Source organism: Rhizobium sp. SU303 (assembly GCF_021052345.1).
GTDB classification, from domain to species: Bacteria; Pseudomonadota; Alphaproteobacteria; order Rhizobiales; family Rhizobiaceae; genus Rhizobium; species Rhizobium laguerreae.
This window is the reverse complement of record NZ_CP088096.1, coordinates 245,661-271,613: the sequence shown is the minus strand read 5'-3', so window position 1 is coordinate 271,613 and position 25,953 is coordinate 245,661. Positions and strand designations below refer to the sequence as shown.

Below are 25,953 nucleotides of genomic sequence, written 5' to 3'. Positions count from 1 at the left end.
CTGTCAAATAGGCATGCTTAGACGGCTGAACCGGCTCGACGCCGGTTTAAGGCGGTCGTTTTTGGGCACCAGAAGGACAACAGGAACAGCATATTTTGCTGGAACTACTTCATTGGAGGCGTTGATCGACCTCTGGAGAGTGGACTACCACCCGGTTGCGGCCGGTCTTTTTGGCAAGGTAGAGGGCCGCATCCGCTTGTCGCTGCATGTGCTCTGCTGACACGAGTTCACCCTTTTGCCTCGATATCGCTAGTCCGATGCTGACAGTGACCCAGGGACCGACGCGGGAGTTAGGATTTGGAAGAGACGCAGCTTCTACTCGGCTGCGAATTCTCTCAGCGACCAACCCGGCCTCTTGTTCATCAGAGCCAGGAAGAAAGACAAGAAACTCTTCGCCCCCGTATCGGGCGACCTGGTCCCGCTCGTCTCTCATGCTGCTCTGAATGATGCCGGCAACTTTTACCAGGCAGCGGTCGCCTTCGGCATGTCCGAGATTATCGTTGAGATGCTTGAAGTCGTCGACATCGCACATCAGCATCGCCGCGCCGCTCGTGCGTTTAAGGTCCTCGTTCCAGAAGTGATTTAGCGTTTCCATCATCGAACGCCGGTTGGCGACGCCCGTCAGCGGGTCCGTCCGTGCCAGCAGCTCCAGCTGCGAGTTGGCGTCGGTAAGCTCCGCGAGGCGACTCCGATCTCGTAACTCGAGCAAGAAGGTCTTCTGAGCAAGATGGTGGCGGTGCGTCGAGCGACGACGGTTGCAGCCACACCGCTTGCGAAAAACAGCGTCCCGGCCAGAGCACTCCCCGCTTCAATGTCTGGATTGCGCAGTTGAAACACAAGGTAGATAGCGAGGGCGGCAGCTCCGATCGTCATCGCCCAGCTGAGTGGAATCGGAAATATGATAATGGCCGTGACGGCCACAAAAAGCATGATGGTCAAATGCCGCTCGTAAAACTCTCCACCGGTGTTAACGCCCACCAAGGCTACGGACAGGAGGATGAGAAAAACAGCCGAGAGGATGAAAACTCCCTGCACCCACAAAGCGTGCGGCCGCAGGAAGGCTATTGCGGCGACAAGAGCCGCTGGGGGAAGGATAGACGCTGGCCAAAGCATCGACATGACCGTTTCGGTCGGAAGCAAGATCGCATTGAGGCCTAACGCCAGGACGTCGAGCACGATAACCCAAACCATCCACGCGCGGATGATCTTGGCGGTCCGCGGAAAGGAGCGTTCGCGAAAAAGCTGAGCCAGCTCCCCATTGAGACTAATATCACGCGTGCGTCCACCGAGCAGGCGCTCGACTTGCTCTACGATGGCCGGGCTCAACCTCTGGAGAGGTTTCCGCGAAGACGCCCTTACCGATTTGATAGGAGCTGTGGTTCGCTCGGTATCCATGTGCCGGATCTAGGGAGCAGACGACGGGAGGCAAGACGAGCCGCGAATTCCGCCCCGAAAGACGATATGCTTGCCCTAATGATTTTGTACCAGGGGACAACAGTATGTCGTTACCGTATCATATTGGGCCAAAGTCTCACGCGTAACAGCCCAAATTCACGGTTCGAACCCTGTCACGGCGATCACCTTTCAGTCGGTAGACCGATGCGTGATTTGCCCTTCGGTCAGAGCGGGATAGCAAGCGCTCGACTTGACGTCTGGTTTCCGAATGACGGCCGCTCACGCCGTGACCTGATTTCCAGCCAGCCGCCCTCGTTGAGCAGGATCTTGACCGTCTGCGCTGCGTTGTGGTGCATCTCGATGGCTGCTCACTCCCATCGCTGACATCGGCATCTATGACCGGACAATACGGGCCTCATTGACCGGCGCCTGTAATGGGAGTGGGAGTGGCAGTTGCTCAACCGAGCGCGATAGGGTTTAACCCGGCGGCCGACCTATCCGGCGAGCCACTTCAGCGGCAAATGGATGGTGGATGACGGCTGCAATTTGTCGCAGTTCCAAAAGCGCCATTCCAAACCACGCGAGAGTTGCCAGGTGATATCGCACTCCATATATTGATAGCATAACCATCAGTGTTAAGGGAGTGCAATCGATGGCTGCAGTTACAATACGCAATTTGTCTGACGAGACACATCGTGCCTTAAGAGTGAGGGCAGCTCATCACGGCCGCAGTACAGAAGCAGAAATCCGTGACATCCTTGAAACGGCGGTACGGCCAGCTGAGCGCGTCATGTTGGGCTCGTTGCTAGCATCGATCGGGCGCGAGGCAGGGCTTTCCAACAACGACGTGGATAATCTGCAGCTCGTCCGAGACAAAGCGCCTGCGGAACCTATGAGTTTCGAATGATCCTGATCGATACCAACGTCATCTCGGAGCCATGGAAGCCCACACCCGATAATCAGGTACTGGCGTGGATCGATGCCCAAGCAGTGGAAACGCTGTTCGTGTCGGCGATTACAGTAGCTGAGTTACGGTTCGGCATTGCCGCGATGCCTAGCGGAAGACGAAAGACCGTCCTCTACGATCGACTAGAACAGGAAGTTCTGCCTCTATTTTCAGGGCGCGTTCTATCCTTCGACATGGCTGCGTCACAGAGCTATTCGGAATTGATGGCGCGAGCACGCGTAGCAGGTCGGGCAATCGGTAAAGCAGATGCCTATATCGCCGCAACTGCCGCGGCGAACGGATTTATTGTCGCCACCCGCGACACTAGTCCCTTCGAAGCCGCAGGACTTAACGTTATCAACCCGTGGTACGCACCAACATAGCAGCGACAAAGCGTCAGATGATTGCGGAGCCGCAATCGCCAGCTCGACCCATCAAGACTGGCAGAATGACGGTCGTCTCGGTCCGCAGTTAGACCCTTCCTCGCACGACAGAACCGCCTGCGTTGGGCATTTCACCTGGCACAGAACGCTACGAGGCCTCGATGCTACGTGCAACCTCTTCGAGAATGTGGGTGCGGGAATTTATGGATTAAAAGGTGACTAAAATAATCATCTTATGTTGACAAGGCGAATTTCGCTCCATAGGTTCCGCCCGCATCCGTGACGTAGGGACCAAGCAATGGCGCATGTTTTTTTGAACGTTTCTAATAATCTATCAATAATTTACAGAGAGACGCTATTTGCCACGACAGCGATCCTCCTGATTGGCGTTGCGGTGCCGCCGGCCTTCGCCCAGACCGCTTCCGCAGATGCCAACGCGACTGCGCTGGAACCGATCGTCATTCAAGGTGCAGCCTCTGATAGCAAGACCGACCGGACGTCGGTGACAGCTAAAAACAGCGCCGGCGCAACCAAGATCAGCACGCCGCTCGTGGAAACGCCGCGTTCGATCTCGGTCACAACCGAGAAGGAAATCGAGCAGCGTGGCGCCCAGAGCATCATCGAGGCCGTGCGCTACTCGGCCGGCGTGACGACGGGCCCGAACGGCTTCGATCCGCGTTTCGACCAGATTTACATCCGCGGCTTCAACGTCACCACGGTCGGAGACTTTCGTGACAGCCTGCGCCAACCCTATATCAATTACGGGATGTTCCGCACCGATCCATATCAACTGCAGCGCGTCGAGGTGATCAAGGGGCCGGTTTCCGTTCTCTACGGTGCGGGATCGCCGGGCGGCCTCGTCAACAAGGTATCGAAGCTTCCGACCGAGGAGCCGATCCGCGAAGTCGGCATTTCCTACGGCACTGAAGATCGGCTGCAGGGGATGTTCGACTTCGGCGGGCCGATCAGTGAGGGCAACGACGATTTTCTCTATCGTATCGTCGGCCTCGCCCGCCGCGGTGACACCAATTTCGATATTGCCGACGACCGCTATTTCCTGGCGCCGTCCTTTACCTGGAGGCCTGACGAAGGCACGACCTTCACAGTGTACGGTCTGGCGCAATCGGACGAAACCGACTCCAACGTCAGCGCGATCTCCTTGGACGGCAGGATCCACGAACTCAGGGCGAGCGATCCCGACTACGACTACCAGAAGGTAAAGCAACAGCAGATCGGCTATCAGTTCGAGCACGAATTCGACAACGGCCTGACCTTCCGGCAGAACCTGCGTTACTCGCATCTCGATCTGGAGGCTCGCTATCTCGGTGTTACCGGCTGGAGCGGGACCGTCGCGCATCGCGGCACGAATGCGATCCGGGACGAAATGAACCTTTTCCAGGTCGACAATCAGCTCGAGGCGAAATTCGATACGGGCCCGCTTGCCCATACGATGCTGTTCGGGCTCGACTACACCAATCTCCAGTCGAGCTTTGGCTATGGCGCCGGAGCCGCCGATCCGGCGTTCGACTTCGATATCGCCAATCCGACCTATGGCGTCTCGGGCGCTACGCCGGACTATAATATCTTGGCTTCAGAGGCCGATATGCGGCAGGTCGGCATCTACGCCATGGACCAGATGGAGATCGGAAACTGGCGTTTCAACCTAGGCGGCCGACAGACCTGGGTGAACCAGACGCGAGATGCGACCTTGCCCTCGGTCAGCTCGGAGGAGGTCGACAAGAATGCTTTCTCCTGGCAAGCCGGTGCACTCTACCTCTTCGACAACGGTATTGCTCCCTTCGTCTCCTATGCCACCTCTTTCGATCCAGTGAACAATCGGTCGCAATCCGGCAAGATCCTGGCGCCGACAGAGGGTGAACAGTACGAGGTCGGTGTGAAATACCAGCCGCCGGGCTCCGACATCCTCCTGTCGGCCGTCGCGTATCACATCGTCGAAAAGAACAAGCCGGTGCTGGTCGATCCGCTGCTGTTTGCCTATGGATCGATCGGTGAAGTGACCGGGAAGGGCATCGAACTTGAAGCCCGCGCGGCGGTAGCCGATGGCTGGGATCTTATCGCGGCCTATACCTACAACCATTCTGAAGTGACGGGAGGCGGTGTAAACGAGGGCAATACGCCAGCCTTGACACCCTCGCATGTCGCAAGCCTCTGGGCCAACTACACGTTCCAAGAAACCAACCCCTTCCATGGCCTGTCGGTCGGCGCAGGTGTCCGTTATGTCAGCGAGAATTGGACAGATACAGCCAATACGTCGAAGAATCCCTCAAGCTTCTACATCGATGCATCCGCCGCTTATGATTTCGGCGCGGTCGACAAGAAATATGAGGGCCTGACGGCCGCCTTCAATATCCGCAACATTGCCGACGAACGCGACACTGTCTGCAACGAAGGCTTCTGCTACCTCGGCCAGGGCCGCAACATGACCGGCACCCTGAAATACCGGTGGTAAGGCACGGCAATGGAGACAAACGGAGCGTTTCAGCGCCCGACCTTGATCGCTGACTATCCTGTCGCCCACCAGGCCGTCGACCTCGACGGTCTGGTGGGCGACGGCCCGTTCTCCTATTGCCGCGGCAAGCTGCTCAGCTCTCTCCCGCAGACGGGTATCGTCGTTTCCTGCAGGGATCTTTGCGACCGGGCGATCTTCGACGAGATCATTGGCCGATATGCGCAAAAATTTCCAGGCAGCGATCGCCGCGCGATCGTCTCCATGTGGACGCTCTACTATTTCAGCATGCTGACGATCGCACCCAGCGTCCATATGTTCGTGCATCGCGTCGGGCTGCCGCTGGGGATCGACCGGCTTTCGCTCGTCTGCAACGAGCAGACAGGCGAACCGGAAGCATTCATGATGTCCGGCAGGCCCGAGGTGACGAGTGACCCGGCCGGCGAGCTTCACCGGCTGATGCTCGGTCATGCCGAGCCCGTCATCGCGGCGATCGCCGTCAACGCCGGCGTTGCGCCGAAGCTTCTCTGGAACAATGTCGCGGCCTATCTCTCTTGGATTCTGAAAGAGATCGCTCATCGCCATGAGCCCGTCCTCGTCGAAGGCGGCCTGGCGCTGCTGGAAGAAGCTCAATGGCCGGGCGGCGGGCGCAACCCGATGTTCGGCATGATCCGCATTGCGCGCCAGCAATGCGGGCTCGAATTCGTGCGCCGGAAAGTCTGCTGCCTGCGTTATAACCTGCCGGGCGTCGGCGGCTGCGGCGAAGCCTGCCCGCTGCCGGAGGGGCGCCACTAGCTCCTATCGTCCACCGCGCGCAGAGACGGTGCCCTGCGCGCCAGTTATTGCCAATGCGCGCCAAGCAGAAAGTCCCGTCGTCTCAAAGCGCTGTCTCGCCTGCCTGAGCACCGGCGAGTGGCTTGACCATGAACAGGCATGGATGGTCCTCGTGCCAGAGCTTTGCAAAGATCTCCGCCCGCACAAAGCCGTTCCGGTCATAGAAGCGCCGCGTCGCCTCGAACTGGGGTTCGTCGAGGCCGCGCGGGGCGAGCGTCTTGACCGTCAGCAGCCGGGCACCCGATTCATGTCCGAAACGTTCGGCCGCATCGATGAGATGGCGTCCGGCGCCGCGACCGTGATGTTCGGGTCGTGTCGCAATCAGCGCGATCTCGACGGCGCCGGGCGGGTGCGGCTTCAAGGCCATCAACGCGGTCACGACATCCGCTTCGACATAGCCGAACACCGGCAGGTCTTCGATCGCCTGGGCGCTCGCTTCGATGACCTCATGTTCTGAAAACCAGTCCGGCAAAGCCCCCATGATCGATCGGCAGAGCTCTGCCTTGCCGGTCAGGATCTCAATTGTTTTTCCCATTTTTTCTCGCCTCCGATCGGTCGATTTAAACTTGACTCCTGTTATCACCTTAAAATAGACACTGCAATCAAATCGTGTACTTCAGCTCAAAAAAGGAGCCCGAGACCGAACCGGCCAGCAACGACAGAGCCTGACTTTCCATTTGTAAAAAGGGTACAGGACAATGCAAGCATTGCATCGTGATGTGAACGGAAATGCCGTGGTCAACGCCATGATCGAAAACAAGGACAAGCTCCTTAAAACGATTGAAAGCGTTGTCAAATCAAAGTCATATTCCGAGGATATCTTTCAAGATGGAGTCATTAAAGCCTATGGGGTCAAGACCGACGACATTCGTTGCCCGATCGGCTACGCCTTCCGGATGGTCTACAATCTCGCACTCGATGAGAGCCGCCGGCGACGCCAGAAGATGAACAACCATAGGTCGATAGACCAGATTCAGGAGATCACGGCTCCCATCCCCACCGTGCTCGACCAGCTCGTCGCTGCCGAGACCCTGCGCAATGTGCTTGCCTCGCTCGAGGCGCTGCCGAAGCGAACCAACGATGCCTTCATTCGCCATCGCCTCAACGGCGTGCCGCAGAAGGATATTGCAGCCGAACTCGGCGTCTCAAGGACCCTCGTCAACTTCATGATCAAGGCGGCAGAGGAACATTGCCATCTGGCGATCGCCGAACCTGCCTTCCGCCCCGATCATGCGCACCGACAGGAGCCTACCGTTTCGCTGCGTGCAGCGCCTGCTGCAAATCGCTCCACAGCAGTTCCGGCTCTTCCAGGCCAACGGCGAAACGAACCGTCTGCTCGCTCACGCCGAACCGGATGAAGGAAGTCATCCGGTCGGGGATCTGCAGCGCGACCTTGGCGGGGACCACCAGCGTTTCTGGTCCCCCCCAACTGACACCGAGGCGGATGTCGCGAAGGCTATTCACAAACCGTGCGACATCGATATCGGGATTGAGGTCGAAGGCAAACAGCCCGGCATAACCCGTTAACGTCGCCCGCCCGGGGTGCTCCTGAAACGCCGGGTGACGAACGCGTCCGATCGCGGAATGCTCCTTCAGCCGCCCGGCCAGCAAAAGCCCGCTGCGCTCATGCTCCTTGAGACGAACACGCAGCGTACGCATGCCGCGCAGCAGCAGCCAGGCCTCGAACGGTGACAGTTTGGCACCGACATAGGGGTAGGATGTCGCATTGATCCTGGCGATGGCCTCTTTCGAGCCGACGACGACGCCGGCGACCGTATCGCTGTGACCGCCGAGATATTTCGAGGCGGCGTGAATGACGATATCGACGCCATGCTGGATCGGTTTCTGAAAGAGCGGCGTTGCCCAGGAATTGTCGATGATGGTGGTGACGCCGGCCTCCTTTGCCATGGCCGACAACGCCGCAATGTCCTGCAGCTCGAAGACGAAGGATGTGGGGTTTTCAAGGTAGAGCAGCTTGGCGCCCGACAAGGCCTTGCGGACCTCGTCGTGGTCGGCGGGATCGACGAAATCCACCGCGACCCCGAGCCTGGCAAGCAGCTTCACCAGAAGGCGGTAGACATCGTTGTAGAGATGGCGGACCGCAACGACCCGGTCGCCTGCCTCAACAAGGCTGAGAATTGTCGATGTGATGGCAGCCGTTCCGCTGGAGAAAGCACGTCCATCCTCGGCACCCTCGAGGCGGGCGACCAGCAGTTCGAATTCGCGGACCGTCGGATTGTCGCCGCGCGAATAGATGTAGTTGCGCGTGCGTCCGGCAAAGACATCCTCCATCGCCTCGTAACTGTCGTAAGTGAAGAGCGATGTCTGGAAGATCGGCGGAGACACGGCGTTGAATGCCGCCGGATCGAGAGGCGTAAAGAGATCGTCAGCGATCGCATCGGCGCCAAGATCGTGCGGGTTGATCGACTGGTTCATGGTCATCCTCTCATGGACAAAAGCTGGGATATGGACGGATGGAGGTCAGATGGTCGGCAGAGCGCTGCCGGAGCGCGCTGAGCGTCCTCGCCAGGCAGACGGCCGACAGCAGGCCGGTCAAAGCAGAGGCCAGGAATATTGCTGCCAGCAAGCCTGAAAAGCCGAAGAACGGCGGCAGAAGAGCAAGCAGCGGAAAGAGAAGATAGCCATTCTGCGCCAGACCGATGGCAACCGCCGCTTTCGGTCTGCCCTGAGCCTGGAAGAGGATCAGCACCGTTTGCCGCAGACCGAACAGCAGAAGCGGAAGATGGGTCGCGATGATCGCTTGCCCTGCGATCCCGATCACCACCGCATCGTCGGTGAAGAACGAGGCAAGTTCTTCGGAGAAAACGAGCGCGGCCAGCCCATAGGCGCCACTCACGGCAGTCGTGACCACTGTGAGGATGCGGGCTGCCGACAGCATCCGTGCTGTATCGCCCCGACCCCAGGCAAAGCTCAGGATCGACTGGGCTCCGAGTGAGATGCCTACGACGGGGAGGGTTCCGACAGCGAGCAGCCGCAAGGCAATCCCGACGCCGGCGATGCCGGCTTCTCCGTGATAGGTGCCGGCGAGCGATACCACGGCCGCAATCGCGCCTGCGGTTGCGAGACTGGTCAGCGTCGTCGGTGCCCCCACAGCAAGGACAGGCCTGAGATAGCCGATATCTCCCCACCGCCAGCCAACCGTCAGCCGAACTGTCCCAAGCCGCCTGGCGTGGTAGGCGCCGTAGATGAAAAGCGCGACCAGTTGGGACAGGATGGTTGCGATTGCAACGCCCTGCAGCCCGAGGCCGAAGCCAAAGATCATGATCGGGTCGAGGATCATGTTCAGCGCAAAGCAGGCGACCAGCGTCCACATGCTGAAGCGGGCATTGCCCTCTGCGATCGCCAGGAAATCGAGAATGATCTGCGCCATCGTCAGCGGCACCGAGACCGCAATGATCATCAGATAATGTTGTGCGAGCGGCTGAAGGGCAGGTGTGGCGCCGAACAGCAGCAAATCTGGAAATGCGATGATTGCGATGGCACTTGCCGCGCCGAAAACGACGCCGGCAGCAAGACTGATCGAGGCAATGGCGCCGGCCCGGGATCGGTTGCCGGCTCCGAGCGTGCGTCCGACCTCCGTTGCGACACCGACGCCGATCCCCTCGCCGAAGGCAGCGATGAGCATGAGGACCGGCAGGACGATCATGATCGCCGCGATCTGGTCTTCACCGATCATCCCGACGAAGATCATGTTGATCGTGTGATGGGCGGCATTGATCGACAGGCCGAACATGGCCGGCAGTCCGAGCCGAAGCAGCAGCCTGAGAAGCTCAGGACTGGCAAGGTCTTCCGGTGCGAGACGCTGCCGTCTCCGGAAGCTGCCGCTGACGTCGCTCATATCGTTCATGATGCAGGCACCCAAAGACGATCGCCGAAGAAACGCTCGCGGCCGAGCATCACCAGGAGCGCTCGCTTGTGCGGAAAATCGAAATGTTTGACCTTGGCAAAACCGGAACGATCGAGGTTGCGGATCTGTTGTTCGTGACTGGCGCGCGGCTCGCCGACGATCCGTTTCGTGCGCGGATCGTCGAGGAAGATGAAATGCATCAGCGAGGGAAGCCATGCGCTGATCCATTTCTTGCCGCGATAATCGGGCTCGCCGATCGCGACATGCCATCCGCGATCATAGTCGTCGGCATCGTAAAAGGGACCGAGCCGGTTCTCCTTGGCCCAGTAGACCTCGAAATAGCCGAAGGGGATGTCGGCGAAACTGCCGATCAGCGGCAGGACATGCGGATCGGCGATCCTCTCTTCCAGGATCTCCCGGTGCTTGTCGATCGAACCCGCATCCTCCCAGATCGTGTTGACCTGTTCGTCGTTCATCCAGCGATGAAATGCTGCAAGATCGGTCTCCGGATCGGCCACCGTGAAGGTGATTTCCCGTTCCAGCCAGGGGATGAAACGCCTGTAGACCGTGCCCTTCGGCTTTGCGGGTCGACGCGGATGATACCGGCCCGCGGTCATCTCCTGCACGGGCGGCAGCGGATAGGACAGCTGCGGCAGCCAGAGCGATGGCCATTGCCACAGGATCGCCGAATCGAGCCTTCCGCCTGCATCCGCAATATGCGGCGGAAGGCTTGCCTGATGCCCTTCGAAGACGACTGAGGTGATCGAGCGATCTTCTGCCGTCACGGCTTCGGCCGCCGCCATGAGAAGCTCTGCCGATTGCACCGGATCACCATGGTAGAAGGTCACCGACGCGATGCCGGCCTCGACCTCGAATGCGGCTTCGTGGTGGCCGTAAGCGGTCTTGAGGTGGATGAGATTGGGGGCGAGGCTGACGTAGCTGCGCGACTGCAGAGAGCGCCTCTGTTTGACGGCGTCGAAATCCATGATGTTCTCCTTGGCCGGTCGAGGACCGGTCGGGCTTTTGGCACCGCGAGCATGAAGCGTGCTCTTGCGCCGATTTAGTAGAATGACGATCCATCTCCCGCTGGGTTTAGGGGTAAGCAAAGAAAAAAATTCTCATCAATTTTCTAAACTGCAGCCTGCCGGATCCGTCACTTGCGCATGACCATCATCACCGCAGGAGCTGCGAATGGATAATCTTGAACCTCACGACGATCTCTGGATCGCCGTCATCGACACCGAGCGTCGCTACTCGGTCTGGCCGCAAGACAAGCGGATTCCCCTGGGCTGGGAGCCGGCGGGTTTTGCCGGTTCGCGCCAGCAATGCCTGGCGCATATCGCTGACGTCTGGGCGGATCCGCGTCCCCTCTCTTTGCGCTCGGCAGTCGCCGGCGATGCGCGTCTCTGAAAACGGCTGGATGGCACGGATGAACGAACAGATCACAAACTTCGCAGATGCCTACCCGACCGATGTCGCAACGGACGCGGTCTTCGAGAGCTTCCCGCTGACGATCGCGCAGAAGCGTATCTGGTCTCTGGAGCAGATCGGCAACGGCACGGTGTTTCCCGACCAGGTCATTTCGCTGCGATTGAGCCCGGCCGTCGACGTCAAGACGATTGCCGGCGCCTGCCGGACGCTCGTGGCGCAACATCCGTCCCTTGCTACCCGGTTCCGCCGGCTGGCGGGCGGCCGCGTCGAACAGTACCGCGGCGCATTGAACGCGGTACCGATCGAGATTGTCGGCGAAGGCGCTGCTCTTGCGGAGCCGGATGCGTTGGCCGCCCAGAAAGCCTTCCGCGACAGGCGCTTCGATCTTCTTGCTGGTCCACCGGCGCGTGTTCAGATTGTCTTGCTTGCTGATGGCCGGTCGCTTCTGACGATCGTGCTTCATCCTGTGATCTCGGACGATCGCGAGAAGTCGCTTCTTGCGGGCTCCCTGACGCGAATTCTCGACGGCGCACCCGCCGGCGACACACAGCCGGCCGAAATCTCGGCCGGAACGCGGGAGGCTGAATGGCTGCAGGCGGAGCAGGCGCAGGAATCGCTCTCCTATTGGCGGAACACAATCGGTCTCGACTATTCGGCATCGACCTTTCCAACCCGCTTCAACAGCGGCGGGCTGGCAGGTGTGGCGCGCGCGCAGCATCGATTTTCGATCGAGCCCGATCTCTGGGTAAAGATCGGTCGGCATGCGCAGCAAAAGAGATATCAGGTCGAGCGCGTGCTTCATGCCGCTTTTTGCGCGCTGCTGGCACGTTACAGCGGCAATTATGCTTTGCTGACCGGGCTCCTGGTCGCGCGGCCGGAGAAGGAACACCTTGCGAACCGCGGCCGTGCCGAACAGGTCCTTCCCCTCATCCTGTCGCTGACATCAAGAAGCTCTCTCGACGATGTCATCGCAGCGATCTCATCGGCAACCGAGGAGGGGCTTGCCCGGCTCGTTCCGCTGGAGCGCATCACGCAGGAACTGGTCGTCGACGAAGCCGCTGCCCAGGAAGCCGTGGTCAAGGCCCTGTTCGAATTCCGGGAGCCGTATCCGGTCCCCAGGCACGCAACCAATCTGGAGCCGCTGGGGGCGCGCGCCGACAGCGAGTTATCCCTGGTGATCGAGGCGGGCCTGGATGGGGCCGCATCCGGGCTGATCGATTATGCACAGGATCTCTATGACAGCGCGCTGATTGCCCGTGTCTCCCGGCATTTCACCCTTGTCCTCGAACAATTTGTCGCACAGCCGAATGTGCGGATCAAGGACATCGAACTCGTGGGGAGCGACGAACTCGACCAGTTGTCGGCGCCCTACGAAGACGAGGTCGTCAACGACGACAGGCCGGTCCACGAGCTGATATCGGTCCATTCGCGCCAGACGCCGGAGAAGACGGCGATCGTCTACGGTGACGAGGAATGGAGCCATGGCTGGCTGGAAGCCAGCACCAACCGCCTCGCACATCGGCTGCGGCATCTGGGTGTTCGCGCCGAGGTGACGGTCGCCATCTTCATCAAGCGATCGCCGGAGGCCATCGTCGGAATCCTCGCGACGCTGAAGGCGGGCGGCGCCTATATCCCGGTCGAGCCCGACCATCCACCGGTCCGCAACCATCACATTCTGCGCGACGGCGGCGTCAAGATCGTTCTGACCCATAGCTGGCTTCGCCATCGGCTGCCGGAAGAGCTCGCCACCATTATCCTCGAACTCGACAAGATCGACCTCGACGGCGAGCCGGATACGCCGCTTGATATTCCCACTCACAAGGATCAGCTCGCCTATGTCATGTACACCTCCGGATCGACCGGATTGCCGAAGGGCGTGGCCGTCGAGCACGGCCCGCTGACGCACCATCTGCAGAACACCTCGCGTGTCTACGGCATGAGCTCGGCCTCCCGTGAGCTGCCGTTCCTGCCTTTCAGTTCGGATGGCGGGCATGAGCGATGGATGAACCCGCTGATGGAGGGCGGCAGCATCATTCTTCCCGACCAGCCGCTCTGGACACCGGAAGAGACATTGACGGCCATGCGCAAGCACGGCGCCAACAATGCCAGCATTCCGACCACCTATCTGCAGCAACTGGCGGAATGGGCCGACATAACCGACGGCGCGCCCCCAATGCGGCTTTACTCCTTCGGCGGCGAGGGGCTGGCGCAGCCGACCTTCGATCTTCTGTCGCGGGCGCTGAAATCGAAATGGCTGATTAACGGCTACGGGCCGACCGAAACCATCATGACGCCGATGGTCTGGAAGGTGAGGGCCGGCACGAAATTCCAGGGGGTCTATGCTCCGCTCGGCCGCGCTGTCGGGTTAAGGCGCGTCTATGTGCTCGATCCCGATCTCAATCCGTGCCCGATCGGCGTGACCGGCGAGCTCTATATCGGCGGCGAAGGCATCGCACGCGGCTATCTCGGCAAGCCGGACACGACGGCGGATCGCTTCATCCCCGATCCGTTCTCGAGCGATGGCGGCCGACTTTATCGCTCCGGCGATCTGACGCGTTGGCGTGATGACGGAACCGTCGAATTCGTCGGTCGTGTCGACCATCAGGTGAAGCTGCGCGGTTACCGGATCGAGCTCGGCGAGATCGAAGCGGCTCTCCTCCAGCAACCCGGCGTCGGCGAAGCCCTGGTCGTCCTGCGCGATAACGATGCCGGCGGCGACAAGGCGCTCGTTGCCTATGTCGTTCCCAAGAAAGACGAGAGGTTGGACGTCGAGACGATCCGCGCCGGCCTCGAACGCAGCCTGCCATCCTACATGGTGCCGGCTGCCGTGGTCGAACTGGAGAAAATGCCGACCAATCCGAACAGCAAGCTCGATCGATTTGCGCTGCCAGCGCCACAACCGGTCAAACGCACAATCGTCGAGCCGGCGACCGCGCTCGAAGAAGAGGTGCTGGATGTCTGGCGGCAGGTTCTCAAGCTGGAAGCAATCAGCGTCGAGGACAATTTCTTCGCGATCGGCGGCAGTTCGCTGGGCGCGATCCGCATCCTTTCGCAGCTGCGGCAGCGCCGGCCGAAAACCCCGCTCACCGTCGCCGATATCTTCAACAATCCGACCATACGCTCCTTTGCGGGCGTGATGGAGCTCGGGGACCAACGGGATCTGTCGGAGGTGATCGTGCTGCGCGCTTCCGGCGCCAAGCCGCGGCTTTATTGCTTCCCGGGCTTGCTCGTCAGCACCCGCGAATATGTCAAACTCGTCGACTATCTCGGGGCAGATCAGCCGGCGACCGGCTTCATTTGCCACTCGCTTTCCGAGAAGAAGGAGGTTGGCGCTCCGATCGAAGACATCATCGAGAGCTATGTCGACCATATCAGGACACATAGTCAGGGAGCACCCTGCTATTTCCTCGGCTGGTCGTGGGGCGGTCTTCTGGCCTATGAGGCTGCCCGCGCCCTTGGTGACAAGGTCGACGTCAGGATGATAGCGATGGTCGACGTTTGCGACCTCGGATCGGAATTCGCGATCGGCGCAAAGCCGAGGTTCAGGCCCGGCGAGCGCGATGAGCTTCATCGAGATGTGCAGGCGTGGCTTGGAAGAACGGCGATGCGTCCCGAATGGGATCGGCTGCTGTCGACGATGGACGCCGATACTTACGATCAATTCCTGCGTTTCGTCGGCGACGAGAAGGACCCGCTTCCGAACGACGGGCCTGATATCAGCAGCCGGGAGCATACCTTCTGGGTGCTGATCGACAATGCCCTGATCTTCCGCAAGCATCGGCTGGTTCCTCACGATGTGCCGATCTATCCCTGGGCTGCCGACGACAGCCTCAACCGCGGCCTCAACCTGATCGATTGGCGCCGCCTGTCGCCGCGGGCGCATGCGGCCGAAATCATCACCGGCACCAACCATCTGCATATGATCGGGTCTCCCGCCTTCCACTCAAGACTTGCCCTGCGTCTCAAGGAAACAGAGAAGGATATCGCATGACCGTCGCTTTTGCCCGCCGGGATACCGAGCCGCTGGATATTGCCGGCATCGGCATCGGCCCCTCCAATCTGAGCCTCGCTTGCCTCTTTGAGTCGGTGCCCGAGATCAGGAGCCGCTTCTTCGAGCGGCGCCCAACGTTCGACTGGCATCCCGGCATGATGATGCCCGGTGTCGAGCTGCAATCGTCCTTTTTGAAGGACCTCGTCACGCCGGTCCTGCCGACCAGCCGTTGGTCATTCGTCTCCTATCTGGTGGCGCATAAGAGGCTCTACGCCTTCCTGAACGCCAATTATGAGGCCGTTCCCCGGCAGGAGTTCGCGCGCTATCTCGCCTGGGTCGCCAACGGCGTGGACGGCCTGCGCTTTGGAACGGAGATCCGCGACGTCGAGCACCGCGACGACCGGTTCTTCCTGCGGTTCGACAACGGTCAGGAGGAGGCGCGAAACCTGGTGATCGGCACGGGGTCGTCGCCCTTCGTGCCAGACTGGGCAAAACCGTTCCTGGGTGCCGATTGCTTTCACAACAGCGAGGCCAAGTCGCGTCTCAGCGATCTCGGCGCCGCCCGCATCGTCGTGCTCGGCGGCGGTCAAAGCAGCGGCGAGGTCGTCGAAGCCCTGCTTGCCGATCCCGGTTCCATGAAGGAGCTGACATGGATCAGCCGGCGTCACAATTTCGAGCCGATCAACGACACTCCGTTTTCAAACCAGGTCTTCTCACCGGAATACGTGCAGGCCTATCTGAAGCTTAGCAGCGAGCAGAAGCAGGCCGCGTTGAGGAACTCGATCCTGACCAGCGACGGCTTGTCGATTTCGACGATTCATTCGATCTATCGCCGCCTCTATGCGTTGCGTTATCTCGAACCGAGCACGCTCAACGCATCCCTGGCGCCAAACCGCGATGTGATCCAGATGGAAAGGAACGGCAATGCCTATCGGCTCATCGTCAGGAACCAATTCGACGGCGGAATCGAGGTGCTTCATGCGGATGCGGTGGTTCTGGCAACCGGATACCGGTTCCGGTTGCCGGAGGCTCTCGGCTCGCTGGGCGACAGGATAACGCTCGACAGAAACGGCTATCCCATCCTCAATGACGATTACACGATGCAGTGGGCGGGTCCGCGGACCAACCGGCTGTTTGCGCAGAATGCGGGGCGGTACTCGCACGGTATCGCCGACTCTCAGCTCAGCCTCATGGCCTGGCGCAGCGCAATGATCGTCAATACGCTTCTCGGCCGGCAGCACTTCGATGCGGAACCCGACAACGGGCAACTCGCCTGGGCGACGGAGGCCGCTTCCGCAATGCCTCATCAGCTCCGAACCGGCTATTCGGACGGCATGATGTCGTCCTGAAACAGACGTGTCGAAATGCCGGGGAACCCGGATTGACAGCAAACAGCCAGCGCAACGACGTGCTGGCTGCTGCTTTCGACCAGACGGTGATGCCATCGCCGATCACGGTCGCTGCCATCGACCATGACGGGGATACCATCCTTCCAGGAAAAGGCGACGTTGCGGGGATCCTCGCGCAGCCCGACGCCGAGTGCCTTCAGATGGCTCTCCTTGAGCGTCCAGAGTGCGACCGCCGCGCGCTTGCGTTCGGACGCAGGCAATTCCGCGAGCCAGCGCCGTTCGTCTGCACTGCAATAGCTATCCACTGCCGCCGCTTCGATCTCGATATCGGCGCGTTCGCAGTCTATTCCCAAGTGATCGCATCCAGAAGCGACAGCGGCCGCCACAAGCCCGTCGGCATTGGCGAGGCTGAATTGCGGCCTTTCATGCCCCTCAAGCCTCAGCTTACCGTGGTTGTCCGGGGACAACAGAAGCTTGGCCGGTGGCGTCCCAGTTTCCATGCTCAACAGCCGCCGCAAGAGATACCGGCCGGCAACGAAAGAGGCCCGATCCCGGTCAAACAGGTAGGTCGCGGCGCGCTCCCGTTCATCCGGTGAAAGCGACTGCATCCATCGGTTCCAGTCGCCTTCGTGCTTGGAATACTGCCAGAGCGCGATTTCAATGCCGGCAGGTTGGTTTTCAGGTTGGTGCATTTTCGCTCGCCGTGGCTGCTATCTCCCTGAATTTTCAAGAACTCAGGGTCGTAACGCGTTTAATTGATCGCGGAAGTATTGGTCAACTCAGAAGATCTTCGCAAATGAGGCCGGAACATTTTTTAGTTAATACTAAATTATGGAATCTGGTGCGAGATCTTACAGCAGCCGGCACGCCGGTCGTCCCAGCTACCTCCGAGGAGACCCGCATGAAGCGCCCGAGTATCAAGCAAGCCCTGATCTTAAAGCTTTCGATCATCAGCCTGTTCCTGGTTGGCCTGTCCTATGTCTCGCTGAGCACGATTTCGACGCTTCGCGGCAATACTGAGCAGATCGGCACCTTCTGGATGCAGCGGCTTGTGACGGCTCGCGAGATCAAGGATGACTTCCTCGACCTGAAATTGGTCTATGCCCATTACCTCCTTGAGGATACAGCGGAAGAGCGGAATGTCGGGCAGCAAAGAATCGATGCCGCCGCTGCCGCACTCGAGAAAGTTGTCACCGAATACGAAAAAGGCGTCCGCACCGAGCGGGGGCGCGAACTGATTAATCAGATCAAGCCGGAACTCGCCAAATATCGCGCGCTGGCAGAGCAGATGATCGCGTTTGAAAATGACGGAAAGACGCCTGAAGCAATCCGTTTCTTCAAGGAAAATATGGATCCACAAGCCGAGCTGGTGAACAAGGCGGTGGCAGATCTGGCCGCTTTTATTCTCAGCCAGGCCGAAGGCTTTGTGGCCGCGAGCGGTGCTTCCGCACAATCGGCTTTCATGCTGACGGCCACGATCGCAGCGTTGGCCGTGCTTCTTGCTGTGGCCGGCATCGTCTTTGCCATTTCGGGCATCGCCAGCCCAATCCGAAGCATCGCCTCCGCCATGAGGCGCTTGTCCGATGGCGATCTTGACAGCGATATTCCCTATGCCGGTCGCGCCGACGAAGTCGGCGAAATGGCCGGGGCGGTTGAAATCTTCCGTCATAACGCCCTCAACGTCGTCAGGCTCGAGAAGGAAGCCGCCGAATCCCGCAGCGAGAGCGAAGCAGCGCGCGCCGCAGCCCAGCAGCGCGCCGAACGCGAGGCGGAACAACTGCGCTTCGCGACCACGACATTGGGCGAAGGTCTCCGGCGGCTTGCATCAGGCGACATATCCTTCCAGCTTTCGGAGCAATTTGCGGCCGAATACGAAGCCTTGCGCGAAGACTTCAACGCTTCGCTCCGGCAATTGGGCGCGACGATCGGCGCAGTCCTCCAGACGGTATACAGCATCGATAATGGCACTGGTGAGATTGCATCTGCCGCGCAGGATCTTTCCAAGCGCACCGAACAACAAGCCGCCTCTCTCGAGGAAACGGCCGCAGCCCTGGAAGAGATCACGTCGAATGTGACGATGGCGACCAAACGCACCGACGAGGCGCGCAACGTGGCCAAAGAAGCCGATATCAGTGCCCAGCGGTCGGCAAATGTCGTCTCTCAGGCGGAGCAGGCCATGCGACGCATCGAGGACAGTTCACAGCAGATTTCGAACATCATCGGTGCAATTGATGAAATCGCCTTTCAGACGAACCTGCTGGCGCTGAATGCCGGCGTTGAGGCTGCTCGTGCCGGTGAGGCGGGCAAGGGTTTTGCAGTCGTCGCCCAGGAAGTCCGTGAGCTTGCCCAGCGTGCCGCTCAAGCGGCCAAGGAAATCAAAGGCTTTATTCAAAAGTCATCAACTGAGGTGGAAAATGGCGTGAAACTGGTTCTTGAAACGGGAACCTCGCTGAAGTCGATCGGTGAGCACGTGGTCCAGATCAACCAACTCATGGATGCGATTGCCACATCGGCGCGCGAGCAGTCAACCGGACTTGCCGAGATCAACACGGCCGTCAATCAGATGGACCAGGCGACCCAGCAAAATGCAGCGATGGTCGAGCAGTCGACAGCTGCCGTTGCTTCATTGTCCTCCGAGGCAGGCCGCCTGCGGGATCTGGTCAACCAGTTTCAATTGGACGGCGACAAAAGCGCGGCGGGCGGGCAGCGCAGCGGACGGGCCTTTGAAGGCAACAGCCCAATCCACTTGGTCGCTCAGCGGCGCGTGATGCAAAGATGACGCGCCGCTGACGTCAGATCAGATACACGAGACAACCCTGCCGGCGGTTCCAGTCGCGTTCGTTCTTTGAGCACTGGCCAGACAGCGATTTCAATACCGGCAGGTTGGTTTCAGATTGCTGCGTGGATCCAGTATGTGGGCCTGGATCTGTTTTGTCCTGGTGGTCGCGAGCTTTCGCCTTCTTTTGTGTGAACAAAACCAGCCATCGCGTAGAACTACACGCAGGGGGGGGAGTCGAATCCATCGTGGCAGGGCTTCGTCCTCCGCGGCATTCACAGCCGTCGCAAGCAGCGCGGACAGAGCAAAAATGAGCAATCTAGAAAGCGACTCGACAGGTGTCAGGTAGGCGACGCAGACGACGGCCGACCGGCTATTCAAAGAGAATAATGCTTGCCGGAGTTGGCGGCATCGATTTGACCGTGACGCCGGCAAGACCGGCAAGTCTTGCCATCTCAGTCAACTCACTTTGCGTATAAGCCTGGCCAGCCGGCGTGCTGGCGAGCATCTCCCAGGAGAACGCTGCGGGAAAAGGCGGCGACACGCCATCTTCGTTCGGCACGAAATCGACCGCGACGATCCGACCATGCTCTGCAAGGCTGGCGATGATCTTTCGTAACAGTTGGGCACATGTCGGCAAATCGAAGTGGTGCAGAAAATTCGGAAGCAGGACAAGGTCATAACCCGTGCCCCACTCAACATCGAAAGCACTGCCGGCTATCGTCCGGTACCGGTCAGCCACGCCGGCTTTTTCCGCATTCTGCCTCGACAGCTCCAACACTGCGGCCCAGTCGACGGCGACGATCTCCGCCGTTGGAAAGGCCTTCGCAATTTCGATCCCGAAAACGCCTGGACCTGCAGCGATGTCCAAAACCTTATTGGGAGGCCTCGGCCAGCCGGAGATTTCGCCAGCCAGCATTTTGGCGCTGAGCCCGGTAAAGGAGCCCATGCCGCGCGCAAACTTCAACCAGACGGGGTTGTCTGCCGACACGTTGGCAAGCCCGGCCGAACCGCCGTTTCGCACGACGGCGGCCGGATCGCGCAGAAAATTATCCAGTATTTCCGGTGCGGCCGTGAACTCGACGGCCGCGCCCATATAGGCCGGCGAATTGCGATCGAGGAACATTCTGGTCGAGGGCGTCATTCGGTACTGTCCGCTCTCCTTTGTCAGGAAACCATGGACCACAAGGTAGTCGCACAGGATGCGCACCCCACGCTCCGAGGTGCTTGTTGCCGACGCCAGCGATGCTGCCGTCTTGCCCTCGTTTATATGAGTAAAGAGATCAAGCTCGATGGCCGCCCTTATCGCCGCCGTCTTTCGGCACGCAAACAGTGCATCGACTAGGAGTTCGGGCGACACTACGCCAACTCCGGCGTCTTCGACGATTGTTTCCATGGGATCTCCAGAGCCCTCGATCAATCTTACCTAGCAGCGGCAGCCGCGGAAATTATGCGCATATCCGCATATTCTACAATACTTACCGCGCTAACCCTATCGGGTGCCCGCCGACACTATGGGCAGGCGTTGCAGACCGGCGAGGCTGAGGTTCAGGCTCCTGCTGCGCGGCGATCGCCCGTTCGGCCGCGGCTGCAAACAATGGCAGTGGTTCGTCGCGCATAGACGTCGATATCGCAAATTCGTCAATGCGTTCTCTGCACCTGAACGGATCAGCCTCAAATGCAAGTCCAGATCAAGCGTTATGACACTGAACACCTCTGGCGCCTTGCAGCAGTTCAGGGCATCCTATGATGGCTGAAAATTGTGTTTATGGCAGTTGGAGGAAGGCCGATGCGCTGCTTCACCGTGCTTGGACCCTCGCAGACCGGAAAATCGACAGTCGTGGAAAGGCTCGGCTCCCTGGAGGGGACGCCGAGAAAATCCAGCTCCCCTTATGGATTGAACCTCACAGAATTCACCTTCGGAAACGAGGCGTGGTGTGCACTGGATGCGCCAGGACCCAACGAAGCGTTGGCGCATGCGCAGCACGCGCTTCTTGCCAGCGACGCCTGCATACTGTGTGTTTCATCGGCACCCGCGGAGGCTGTGCTCGCCGCGCCCTATCTGCGGATAATCGAAGCCTCGGGGACGCCCTGCATCCTCTTCGTCAACCGGATGGACGAACCGCGAGGGCGGTTGAGGGACGTGATCGCCGCGCTTCAAGACTACGCCAACCACACCCTTTTGCTTCGCCAGATCCCGATCCGCGAGGGGGACAGGGTCATTGGCAGTTGCGATCTGATTTCGGAACGGGCGTGGCGATACCGGGAAGGCCAGACTTCGGCGCTGATCGAAATCCCCGAAAGCACTGCCGAACGCGAGCACGAAGCGCGCACCGAGCTCCTGGAGCACCTGTCCGAATTTGATGACTGGCTTCTCGAGGAACTGATCGAGGACCGCGAGCCACCCAGCGACGCGCTCTATGCCATTTCATCACGGGTTCTAAGGGAAAACAGAATTATCCCGGTCCTGATCGGTGCTGCAATTCACGGCAACGGGATGACGAGGCTGATGAAGGCGCTGCGCCACGAGGCGCCGCCGGTAGGGGTTCTTCGGCAGCGTCTCGCTCATACGGGAACTGTCGATGAAGGCAAGCTGGTGGCCTTGAGCTTCCATGCCTATCATCGCCAGAATGTCGGCAAGACGGTGCTCGTGCGCGCACTTGGCGAGGGACTGCGGCAAGGCGCATCACTGGGCGGCTCCAGCCTCGGCGCCGTACAAAATCTCGCAAACGGGCGGTCCAATTCGGCGGTTCTGCCTGCGCCGGGGGATGTCTTCGCGACGGTCAAGTCCGACCACCTGCCCGTCCCTTCGCTGTTGACCTCCGGCGCGGTGGTCGCCCCGCCTGAGTGGACGGAACCACCCACGCCGATGCTTGAAAGGATCCTAATTCCGGGCAGCGAGCGCGATGAAAACAAACTTTCCGAGACGCTGGCGAAACTTTCCGAGACGGATCGCGGTCTGGAAGTCTTGCAGGAGGAAGGCACGGGCGCTCAACTCGTCCGCGCCCAGGGGCCGGTACATCTGCGTGATCTCTGCCGAACGATGTCCGATGTCTTTCATATCTCCGTGACCGACCGAACGCCCAGCCCAATCTACCGCGAGACGATCGCGAAACCATCGGAGGTTCATTACCGCCATCGCAAACAGACCGGCGGTGCCGGGCAATTCGCGGATGTGAAGTTGAGCATTCACCCCAACGAGCGCGGCCAGGGCTTCACCTTTGGCGAAACCATCAAGGGCGGAGCCGTTCCGCGCAATTACATCCCCGCCGTCGAAGCGGGCGCGCGCGAAGCGATGGAGAAAGGGCCGCTAGGCTTCGAAGTCATCGATGTCGGCGTAACGCTGTTAGATGGTCAGCACCATACCGTCGACAGTTCGGAACACGCCTTCCGGACTGCGTCGAAAATGGGGGTGCGCCAGGCGCTTTCCGAAGGATCGACCGTGTTGATGCAGCCGGTCTTCCGCTGCGAGTTCCACATCCCGTCGGTCTTTTCAGGCAGCCTTGTCCAGATCGTCTCCGCTCTCAACGGTCAGGTTCTCGGTTTCGACCGTGATGAAACCGCCAAGGGATGGGACATTTTCCGGGCGCTCGTTCCGGGTGGCGCACTTAACGATCTGGCGCGGGCGTTGCGCTCGGCGACGCAGGGCATTGGTTATTTTTCCAAGACCTTCGATCACTTCGAGGAACTATACGGCAAGGAAGCAGACGCCATTGTGAGGGCAAAAGAGAAACCAGGCACCGCACACTGAAACGTTCGCGCCACTTCATGCTCGTTCACAGAGCCGGGCTCACGCCCGCCCTTACGTGCGTGGAACCTTTGCAGTTGTAGTAGCACAGGCCCGCGGTTGGGCTTGCTTCGGGGATGGTGTGCTGGGTACTTGATCAGTTAGCCGATTCGATGAAATGGATCCCAGGTTCGATTCCCTTCAAGGCGATCGTCCTGCTTTTTGTCGCAAAACATTATGGACGCAGCCATATTCTCAATATCTGCAGCCCTGAGGAAATTTTCAGATCGATGAAGAAGACCTTCAATCCGCCTTCGGTGCGCCGGCCTTTTGGAAATTACAATCACGGCCTGCTCGTGCCGCCCGGGGCATCGCTTCTCGTCACGTCGGGCCAGCTTGGTATCGGTCTCGATGATGCTGTTCCGAGCGATATCACTGCTCAGGCGGAACTCTGCTTCGAAGCGATTAAGGCGATTCTCGAAGAAGCTGAGATGAGTTTTGCCGATGTGATCCGCATTTCGGGGTTTGTCACCCGCCGCGAGGATTTCCCGGCCTATATGGCTGTACGGGATCGCTATACGCTCGATCCGAAGCCTGTTTCCACCTTGCTCGTCATCGGCGGCTTTACGCGCCCTGAGTTCCTGGTCGAGGTCGAGGTGACGGCCGCGAAAATCTTGTAGAGCATTTCCGTTTTCTTCGAAGCACGGAGATGCTCTACCTCCTATCTTCACGCAATTCCCGGCAAAAGCGCTTCGCGCTTTGCCTGGCAAAACCGCGGCACAGTTTTGCTGGAATTGCCTAGAATCGCTCCATCGCCCCTCCGACGCGGGCGAGAAATTTTGCCCGCGTTTCCGGTGTGCAATTGTTCATGTCGTAATGGGCGAGGAACGTCACCGGCCTCAACGGATTGATCTGCGCCCGCAGCACGCGCTTGACGATTTTCTTCGGCGGGTTGCCGGCGGCAAACGCCCGGAAGGGCGTTGCGCCATAAGTCAGGACGGCTGCCAGCTTGCGGATGTGGCGCAACCGCGATTCCACCTTGCCGTTGACCAGCTCGAAGGAAACGCCCGGCAGCCAGACTCGGTCGAAATATCCCTTCAGGATCGCCGGAAAGCCGAAGTTCCAGATCGGGGTGCAGATCACCAGCCCCTCGGCGGCTTTGAGCCGGTCGACATGGGGTTCCACCAGCTTCAGATTTTCCGGATAATCGTGATAGACGAGCCGGTCGTGGCACGAGAGCACCGGATCGAACTGCTCTTCATAGAGGTCGCAGCCATCCACCATATGCCCGGCCTTGCGGAGGCTCTCGACGGTCTGCCGGTAAAGCGCCTTGCCGTAACTTTCCTCGACCGGGTGAGAGTGGAGGACGAGAACCCTCATGAAGCCTCCATCAGGGCCGCCAGGCCGGGGAAGAGATAGTTCTTACCGGCGTTGAAATCGAAATCAGGATTTTCCCACGCAATCATCTTGCCGGGATTGAGCAGGCCCTTCGGATCGGTTTCCTGCTTGAAGGCGAGCTGCACCGCATCAGTCCGCTTCATGCCGCCTTCCTCCAGCGTATAGCGGTGTGGGTTGAAGATCGGGCATCCATTATCCTGGTGGATCTTGATGATCTCCTCCAGCCGCTCTTCGGTGGTATAGCGCACCAGCGGCAGGCCGGAGCACTGGATCTGGCCGTCGAATTTGATGAATTCGAGATGCCCCGGCACTTCGTCACCAAAGATCTCCACCATCTTCCGAACCTTGGCGACATGATCCGGTCCCGGATATTGCACCTGCAGATAGGTGAAGCTCGGGTCGACCTTCAGCGCACGCAATGTCGTGTGGTTCCAGGCAAGCTCGTAGGCATGCGGGATGCCGCGCATGCTTTCTACCTTGTCGGAGCGGAACATGATCTCGCCCTTCTGTGCCGCCGTGAAAGCCAGAAAGGCATCCAGGGAGTGCGGCGCGATCATCAGCACGACGATCGACTGGCCCTGACGGATGTAGGGCTTGTGGCGGGTGAAATAGTCGTAAGGAATGGGAGCGGCGATCGGCGCGATCTCCTTGACGAGGATGCCGTTGCATTTCGCCAGCGCATCTGAAAAGCGCACGGCATCCATGAAATCGTCGTAGCCAACCAGGACATCGACCCAGTCATAGGCAGGCGCAAGCGGCATCTCGATCTCGGTGATGATGCCGTTGGTGCCGTAAGCGTGGCTCACCTTCTGGAGATCCCATCCGGTGAGGTCGAGCACGCGCGGTTCGGCTTCCATGGTGACGACGCGCAGGCGCAGGATGTTTCCGAGGTCGCGCAAGCCGCCCCAGGTGATCGAGCCGACGCCGCCCGAGCCGCCGGCGATGAAGCCGCCGACCGTCGCCGTCTGGGCGGTGGAGGGGTGGAAGCGCAGCTCCTGGCCGGAATGGGCCTTGGTCTGCTTGTCGAGCTGGGCAAGCACGATGCCGGGTTCGCAGACGACGCGGCCGGGATGGATCTCCTTGATCTTGTCCATCGCCGCAAGGTTGAGCACGATGCCGCCGGAAAGCGGCATGGCCTGGCCGTAATTGCCGGTGCCGGCGCCGCGCGGCGTGACCGGCACGCCATGGGCATAGGCGACCTTCAGCGTCCGGATGACCTCTTCCTCGGTCTTCGGCGTGACGACGAGATCGGCGGAAACATTGTCGAGCTGCGCCTTCAGGATCGGCGAGTACCAATAGAAATCCCGGCTCTTCTGGCGAACCAGCGCCGGATTGTCCTCGACGGCGATGCCTTCGAGCTCCTTTTTGATCTTCTGATAATCGGTCAT

At 59.8% G+C, this 25,953-nt stretch carries 19 protein-coding genes and 1 pseudogene; 11 read left to right on the top strand and 9 right to left on the bottom strand.

Annotation, left to right across the window (positions count from 1 at the left end; genetic code table 11):
* Nucleotides 1-109: 109 nt before the first annotated feature.
* Nucleotides 110-1,395, bottom strand: a pseudogene (locus RlegSU303_RS25845) (GGDEF domain-containing protein).
* Between the two features lie 652 nt (nt 1,396-2,047).
* Between RlegSU303_RS25845 and RlegSU303_RS25840 the strand changes: the two are divergent.
* From RlegSU303_RS25840 to fhuF, 4 genes are all read left to right on the top strand, one after another.
* Nucleotides 2,048-2,302: a FitA-like ribbon-helix-helix domain-containing protein gene (locus RlegSU303_RS25840; protein ID WP_017957376.1), complete on the top strand. Its 255-nt coding sequence runs from the start codon at nt 2,048-2,050 to the stop codon at nt 2,300-2,302.
* Complete coding sequence (locus tag RlegSU303_RS25835; RefSeq protein ID WP_017957377.1) at nt 2,299-2,724, top strand: type II toxin-antitoxin system VapC family toxin; 426 nt, start codon at nt 2,299-2,301, stop codon at nt 2,722-2,724. The genes RlegSU303_RS25840 and RlegSU303_RS25835 overlap by 4 nt, the downstream gene beginning before the upstream one ends.
* A 298-nt stretch (nt 2,725-3,022) precedes the next feature.
* The gene (locus RlegSU303_RS25830) at nt 3,023-5,194 is read left to right on the top strand and encodes a TonB-dependent siderophore receptor (RefSeq protein ID WP_131627184.1); all 2,172 of its coding nucleotides are present in this window, start codon (nt 3,023-3,025) and stop codon (nt 5,192-5,194) included.
* Nucleotides 5,195-5,203: 9 nt separating this feature from the next.
* A complete protein-coding gene (fhuF, locus tag RlegSU303_RS25825; protein ID WP_131627186.1) occupies nt 5,204-5,986 on the top strand; it encodes a siderophore-iron reductase FhuF in 783 nt (260 codons plus the stop codon).
* Nucleotides 5,987-6,068: 82 nt separating this feature from the next.
* Here the strand turns inward: fhuF and RlegSU303_RS25820 are convergent, their stop codons facing one another.
* On the bottom strand, nt 6,069-6,560 hold the full coding sequence (locus tag RlegSU303_RS25820) for a GNAT family N-acetyltransferase (protein WP_017957380.1): 492 nt from the start codon (nt 6,558-6,560) through the stop codon (nt 6,069-6,071).
* A gap of 163 nt (nt 6,561-6,723) precedes the next feature.
* Here RlegSU303_RS25820 and RlegSU303_RS25815 point away from each other — a divergent pair, with 163 nt between their 5' ends.
* Entirely contained in the window at nt 6,724-7,383 is a 660-nt protein-coding gene (locus tag RlegSU303_RS25815; protein ID WP_131627188.1) for a sigma-70 family RNA polymerase sigma factor, read from the top strand.
* On the opposite strand, the gene RlegSU303_RS25810 is transcribed toward RlegSU303_RS25815, so the two are convergent.
* From RlegSU303_RS25810 to RlegSU303_RS25800, 3 genes are read right to left on the bottom strand one after another with little or no spacing between them, the layout of a single operon-like run.
* Nucleotides 7,274-8,461: a PLP-dependent transferase gene (locus RlegSU303_RS25810; protein ID WP_131718401.1), complete on the bottom strand. Its 1,188-nt coding sequence runs from the start codon at nt 8,459-8,461 to the stop codon at nt 7,274-7,276. The genes RlegSU303_RS25815 and RlegSU303_RS25810 overlap by 110 nt on opposite strands.
* A 10-nt stretch (nt 8,462-8,471) precedes the next feature.
* Nucleotides 8,472-9,893, bottom strand: a complete 1,422-nt coding sequence (locus RlegSU303_RS25805; RefSeq protein ID WP_131627192.1) for an MATE family efflux transporter — start codon at nt 9,891-9,893, stop codon at nt 8,472-8,474.
* Nucleotides 9,890-10,879: a GNAT family N-acetyltransferase gene (locus RlegSU303_RS25800; protein WP_131627194.1), complete on the bottom strand. Its 990-nt coding sequence runs from the start codon at nt 10,877-10,879 to the stop codon at nt 9,890-9,892. Before RlegSU303_RS25800 ends, RlegSU303_RS25805 begins: the two co-directional genes overlap by 4 nt.
* A gap of 205 nt (nt 10,880-11,084) precedes the next feature.
* Here RlegSU303_RS25800 and RlegSU303_RS25795 point away from each other — a divergent pair, with 205 nt between their 5' ends.
* Genes RlegSU303_RS25795 through RlegSU303_RS25785 form a run of 3 tightly spaced genes read left to right on the top strand, consistent with a single transcriptional unit; the run spans nt 11,085 to nt 16,664 of the window.
* A complete protein-coding gene (locus RlegSU303_RS25795) occupies nt 11,085-11,303 on the top strand; it encodes an MbtH family protein (RefSeq protein ID WP_131718402.1) in 219 nt (72 codons plus the stop codon).
* A 19-nt stretch (nt 11,304-11,322) separates the two neighbouring features.
* Nucleotides 11,323-15,315, top strand: coding sequence for a non-ribosomal peptide synthetase (locus RlegSU303_RS25790; RefSeq protein WP_131718403.1), 3,993 nt, complete (start codon nt 11,323-11,325; stop codon nt 15,313-15,315).
* The gene (locus RlegSU303_RS25785; RefSeq protein WP_131718404.1) at nt 15,312-16,664 is read left to right on the top strand and encodes a lysine N(6)-hydroxylase/L-ornithine N(5)-oxygenase family protein; all 1,353 of its coding nucleotides are present in this window, start codon (nt 15,312-15,314) and stop codon (nt 16,662-16,664) included. Before RlegSU303_RS25790 ends, RlegSU303_RS25785 begins: the two co-directional genes overlap by 4 nt.
* On the opposite strand, the gene RlegSU303_RS25780 is transcribed toward RlegSU303_RS25785, so the two are convergent.
* The gene (locus tag RlegSU303_RS25780) at nt 16,637-17,356 is read right to left on the bottom strand and encodes a 4'-phosphopantetheinyl transferase family protein (protein WP_131718405.1); all 720 of its coding nucleotides are present in this window, start codon (nt 17,354-17,356) and stop codon (nt 16,637-16,639) included. The genes RlegSU303_RS25785 and RlegSU303_RS25780 overlap by 28 nt on opposite strands.
* Before the next feature lie 209 nt (nt 17,357-17,565).
* Between RlegSU303_RS25780 and RlegSU303_RS25775 the strand changes: the two genes are divergently transcribed.
* Entirely contained in the window at nt 17,566-19,443 is a 1,878-nt protein-coding gene (locus RlegSU303_RS25775; RefSeq protein ID WP_131718406.1) for a HAMP domain-containing methyl-accepting chemotaxis protein, read from the top strand.
* 370 nt (nt 19,444-19,813) lie between these two features.
* Here the strand turns inward: RlegSU303_RS25775 and RlegSU303_RS25770 are convergent, their stop codons facing one another.
* Complete coding sequence (locus tag RlegSU303_RS25770; protein ID WP_017957390.1) at nt 19,814-20,836, bottom strand: class I SAM-dependent methyltransferase; 1,023 nt, start codon at nt 20,834-20,836, stop codon at nt 19,814-19,816.
* Between the two features lie 393 nt (nt 20,837-21,229).
* On the opposite strand from RlegSU303_RS25770, the gene RlegSU303_RS25765 reads away from it, so the two are divergent.
* On the top strand, nt 21,230-23,191 hold the full coding sequence (locus tag RlegSU303_RS25765) for an elongation factor G (protein ID WP_131718407.1): 1,962 nt from the start codon (nt 21,230-21,232) through the stop codon (nt 23,189-23,191).
* 266 nt (nt 23,192-23,457) lie between these two features.
* Nucleotides 23,458-23,847: a RidA family protein gene (locus RlegSU303_RS25760; RefSeq protein WP_026158313.1), complete on the top strand. Its 390-nt coding sequence runs from the start codon at nt 23,458-23,460 to the stop codon at nt 23,845-23,847.
* 118 nt (nt 23,848-23,965) lie between these two features.
* Here RlegSU303_RS25760 and RlegSU303_RS25755 read toward each other — a convergent pair whose 3' ends face one another.
* Together RlegSU303_RS25755 and RlegSU303_RS25750 are read right to left on the bottom strand one after the other, a co-directional pair.
* Nucleotides 23,966-24,547, bottom strand: coding sequence for an NAD(P)H-dependent oxidoreductase (locus tag RlegSU303_RS25755; protein ID WP_131718408.1), 582 nt, complete (start codon nt 24,545-24,547; stop codon nt 23,966-23,968).
* Nucleotides 24,544-25,953, bottom strand: coding sequence for an FAD-binding oxidoreductase (locus tag RlegSU303_RS25750; RefSeq protein WP_017957394.1), 1,410 nt, complete (start codon nt 25,951-25,953; stop codon nt 24,544-24,546). Before RlegSU303_RS25750 ends, RlegSU303_RS25755 begins: the two co-directional genes overlap by 4 nt.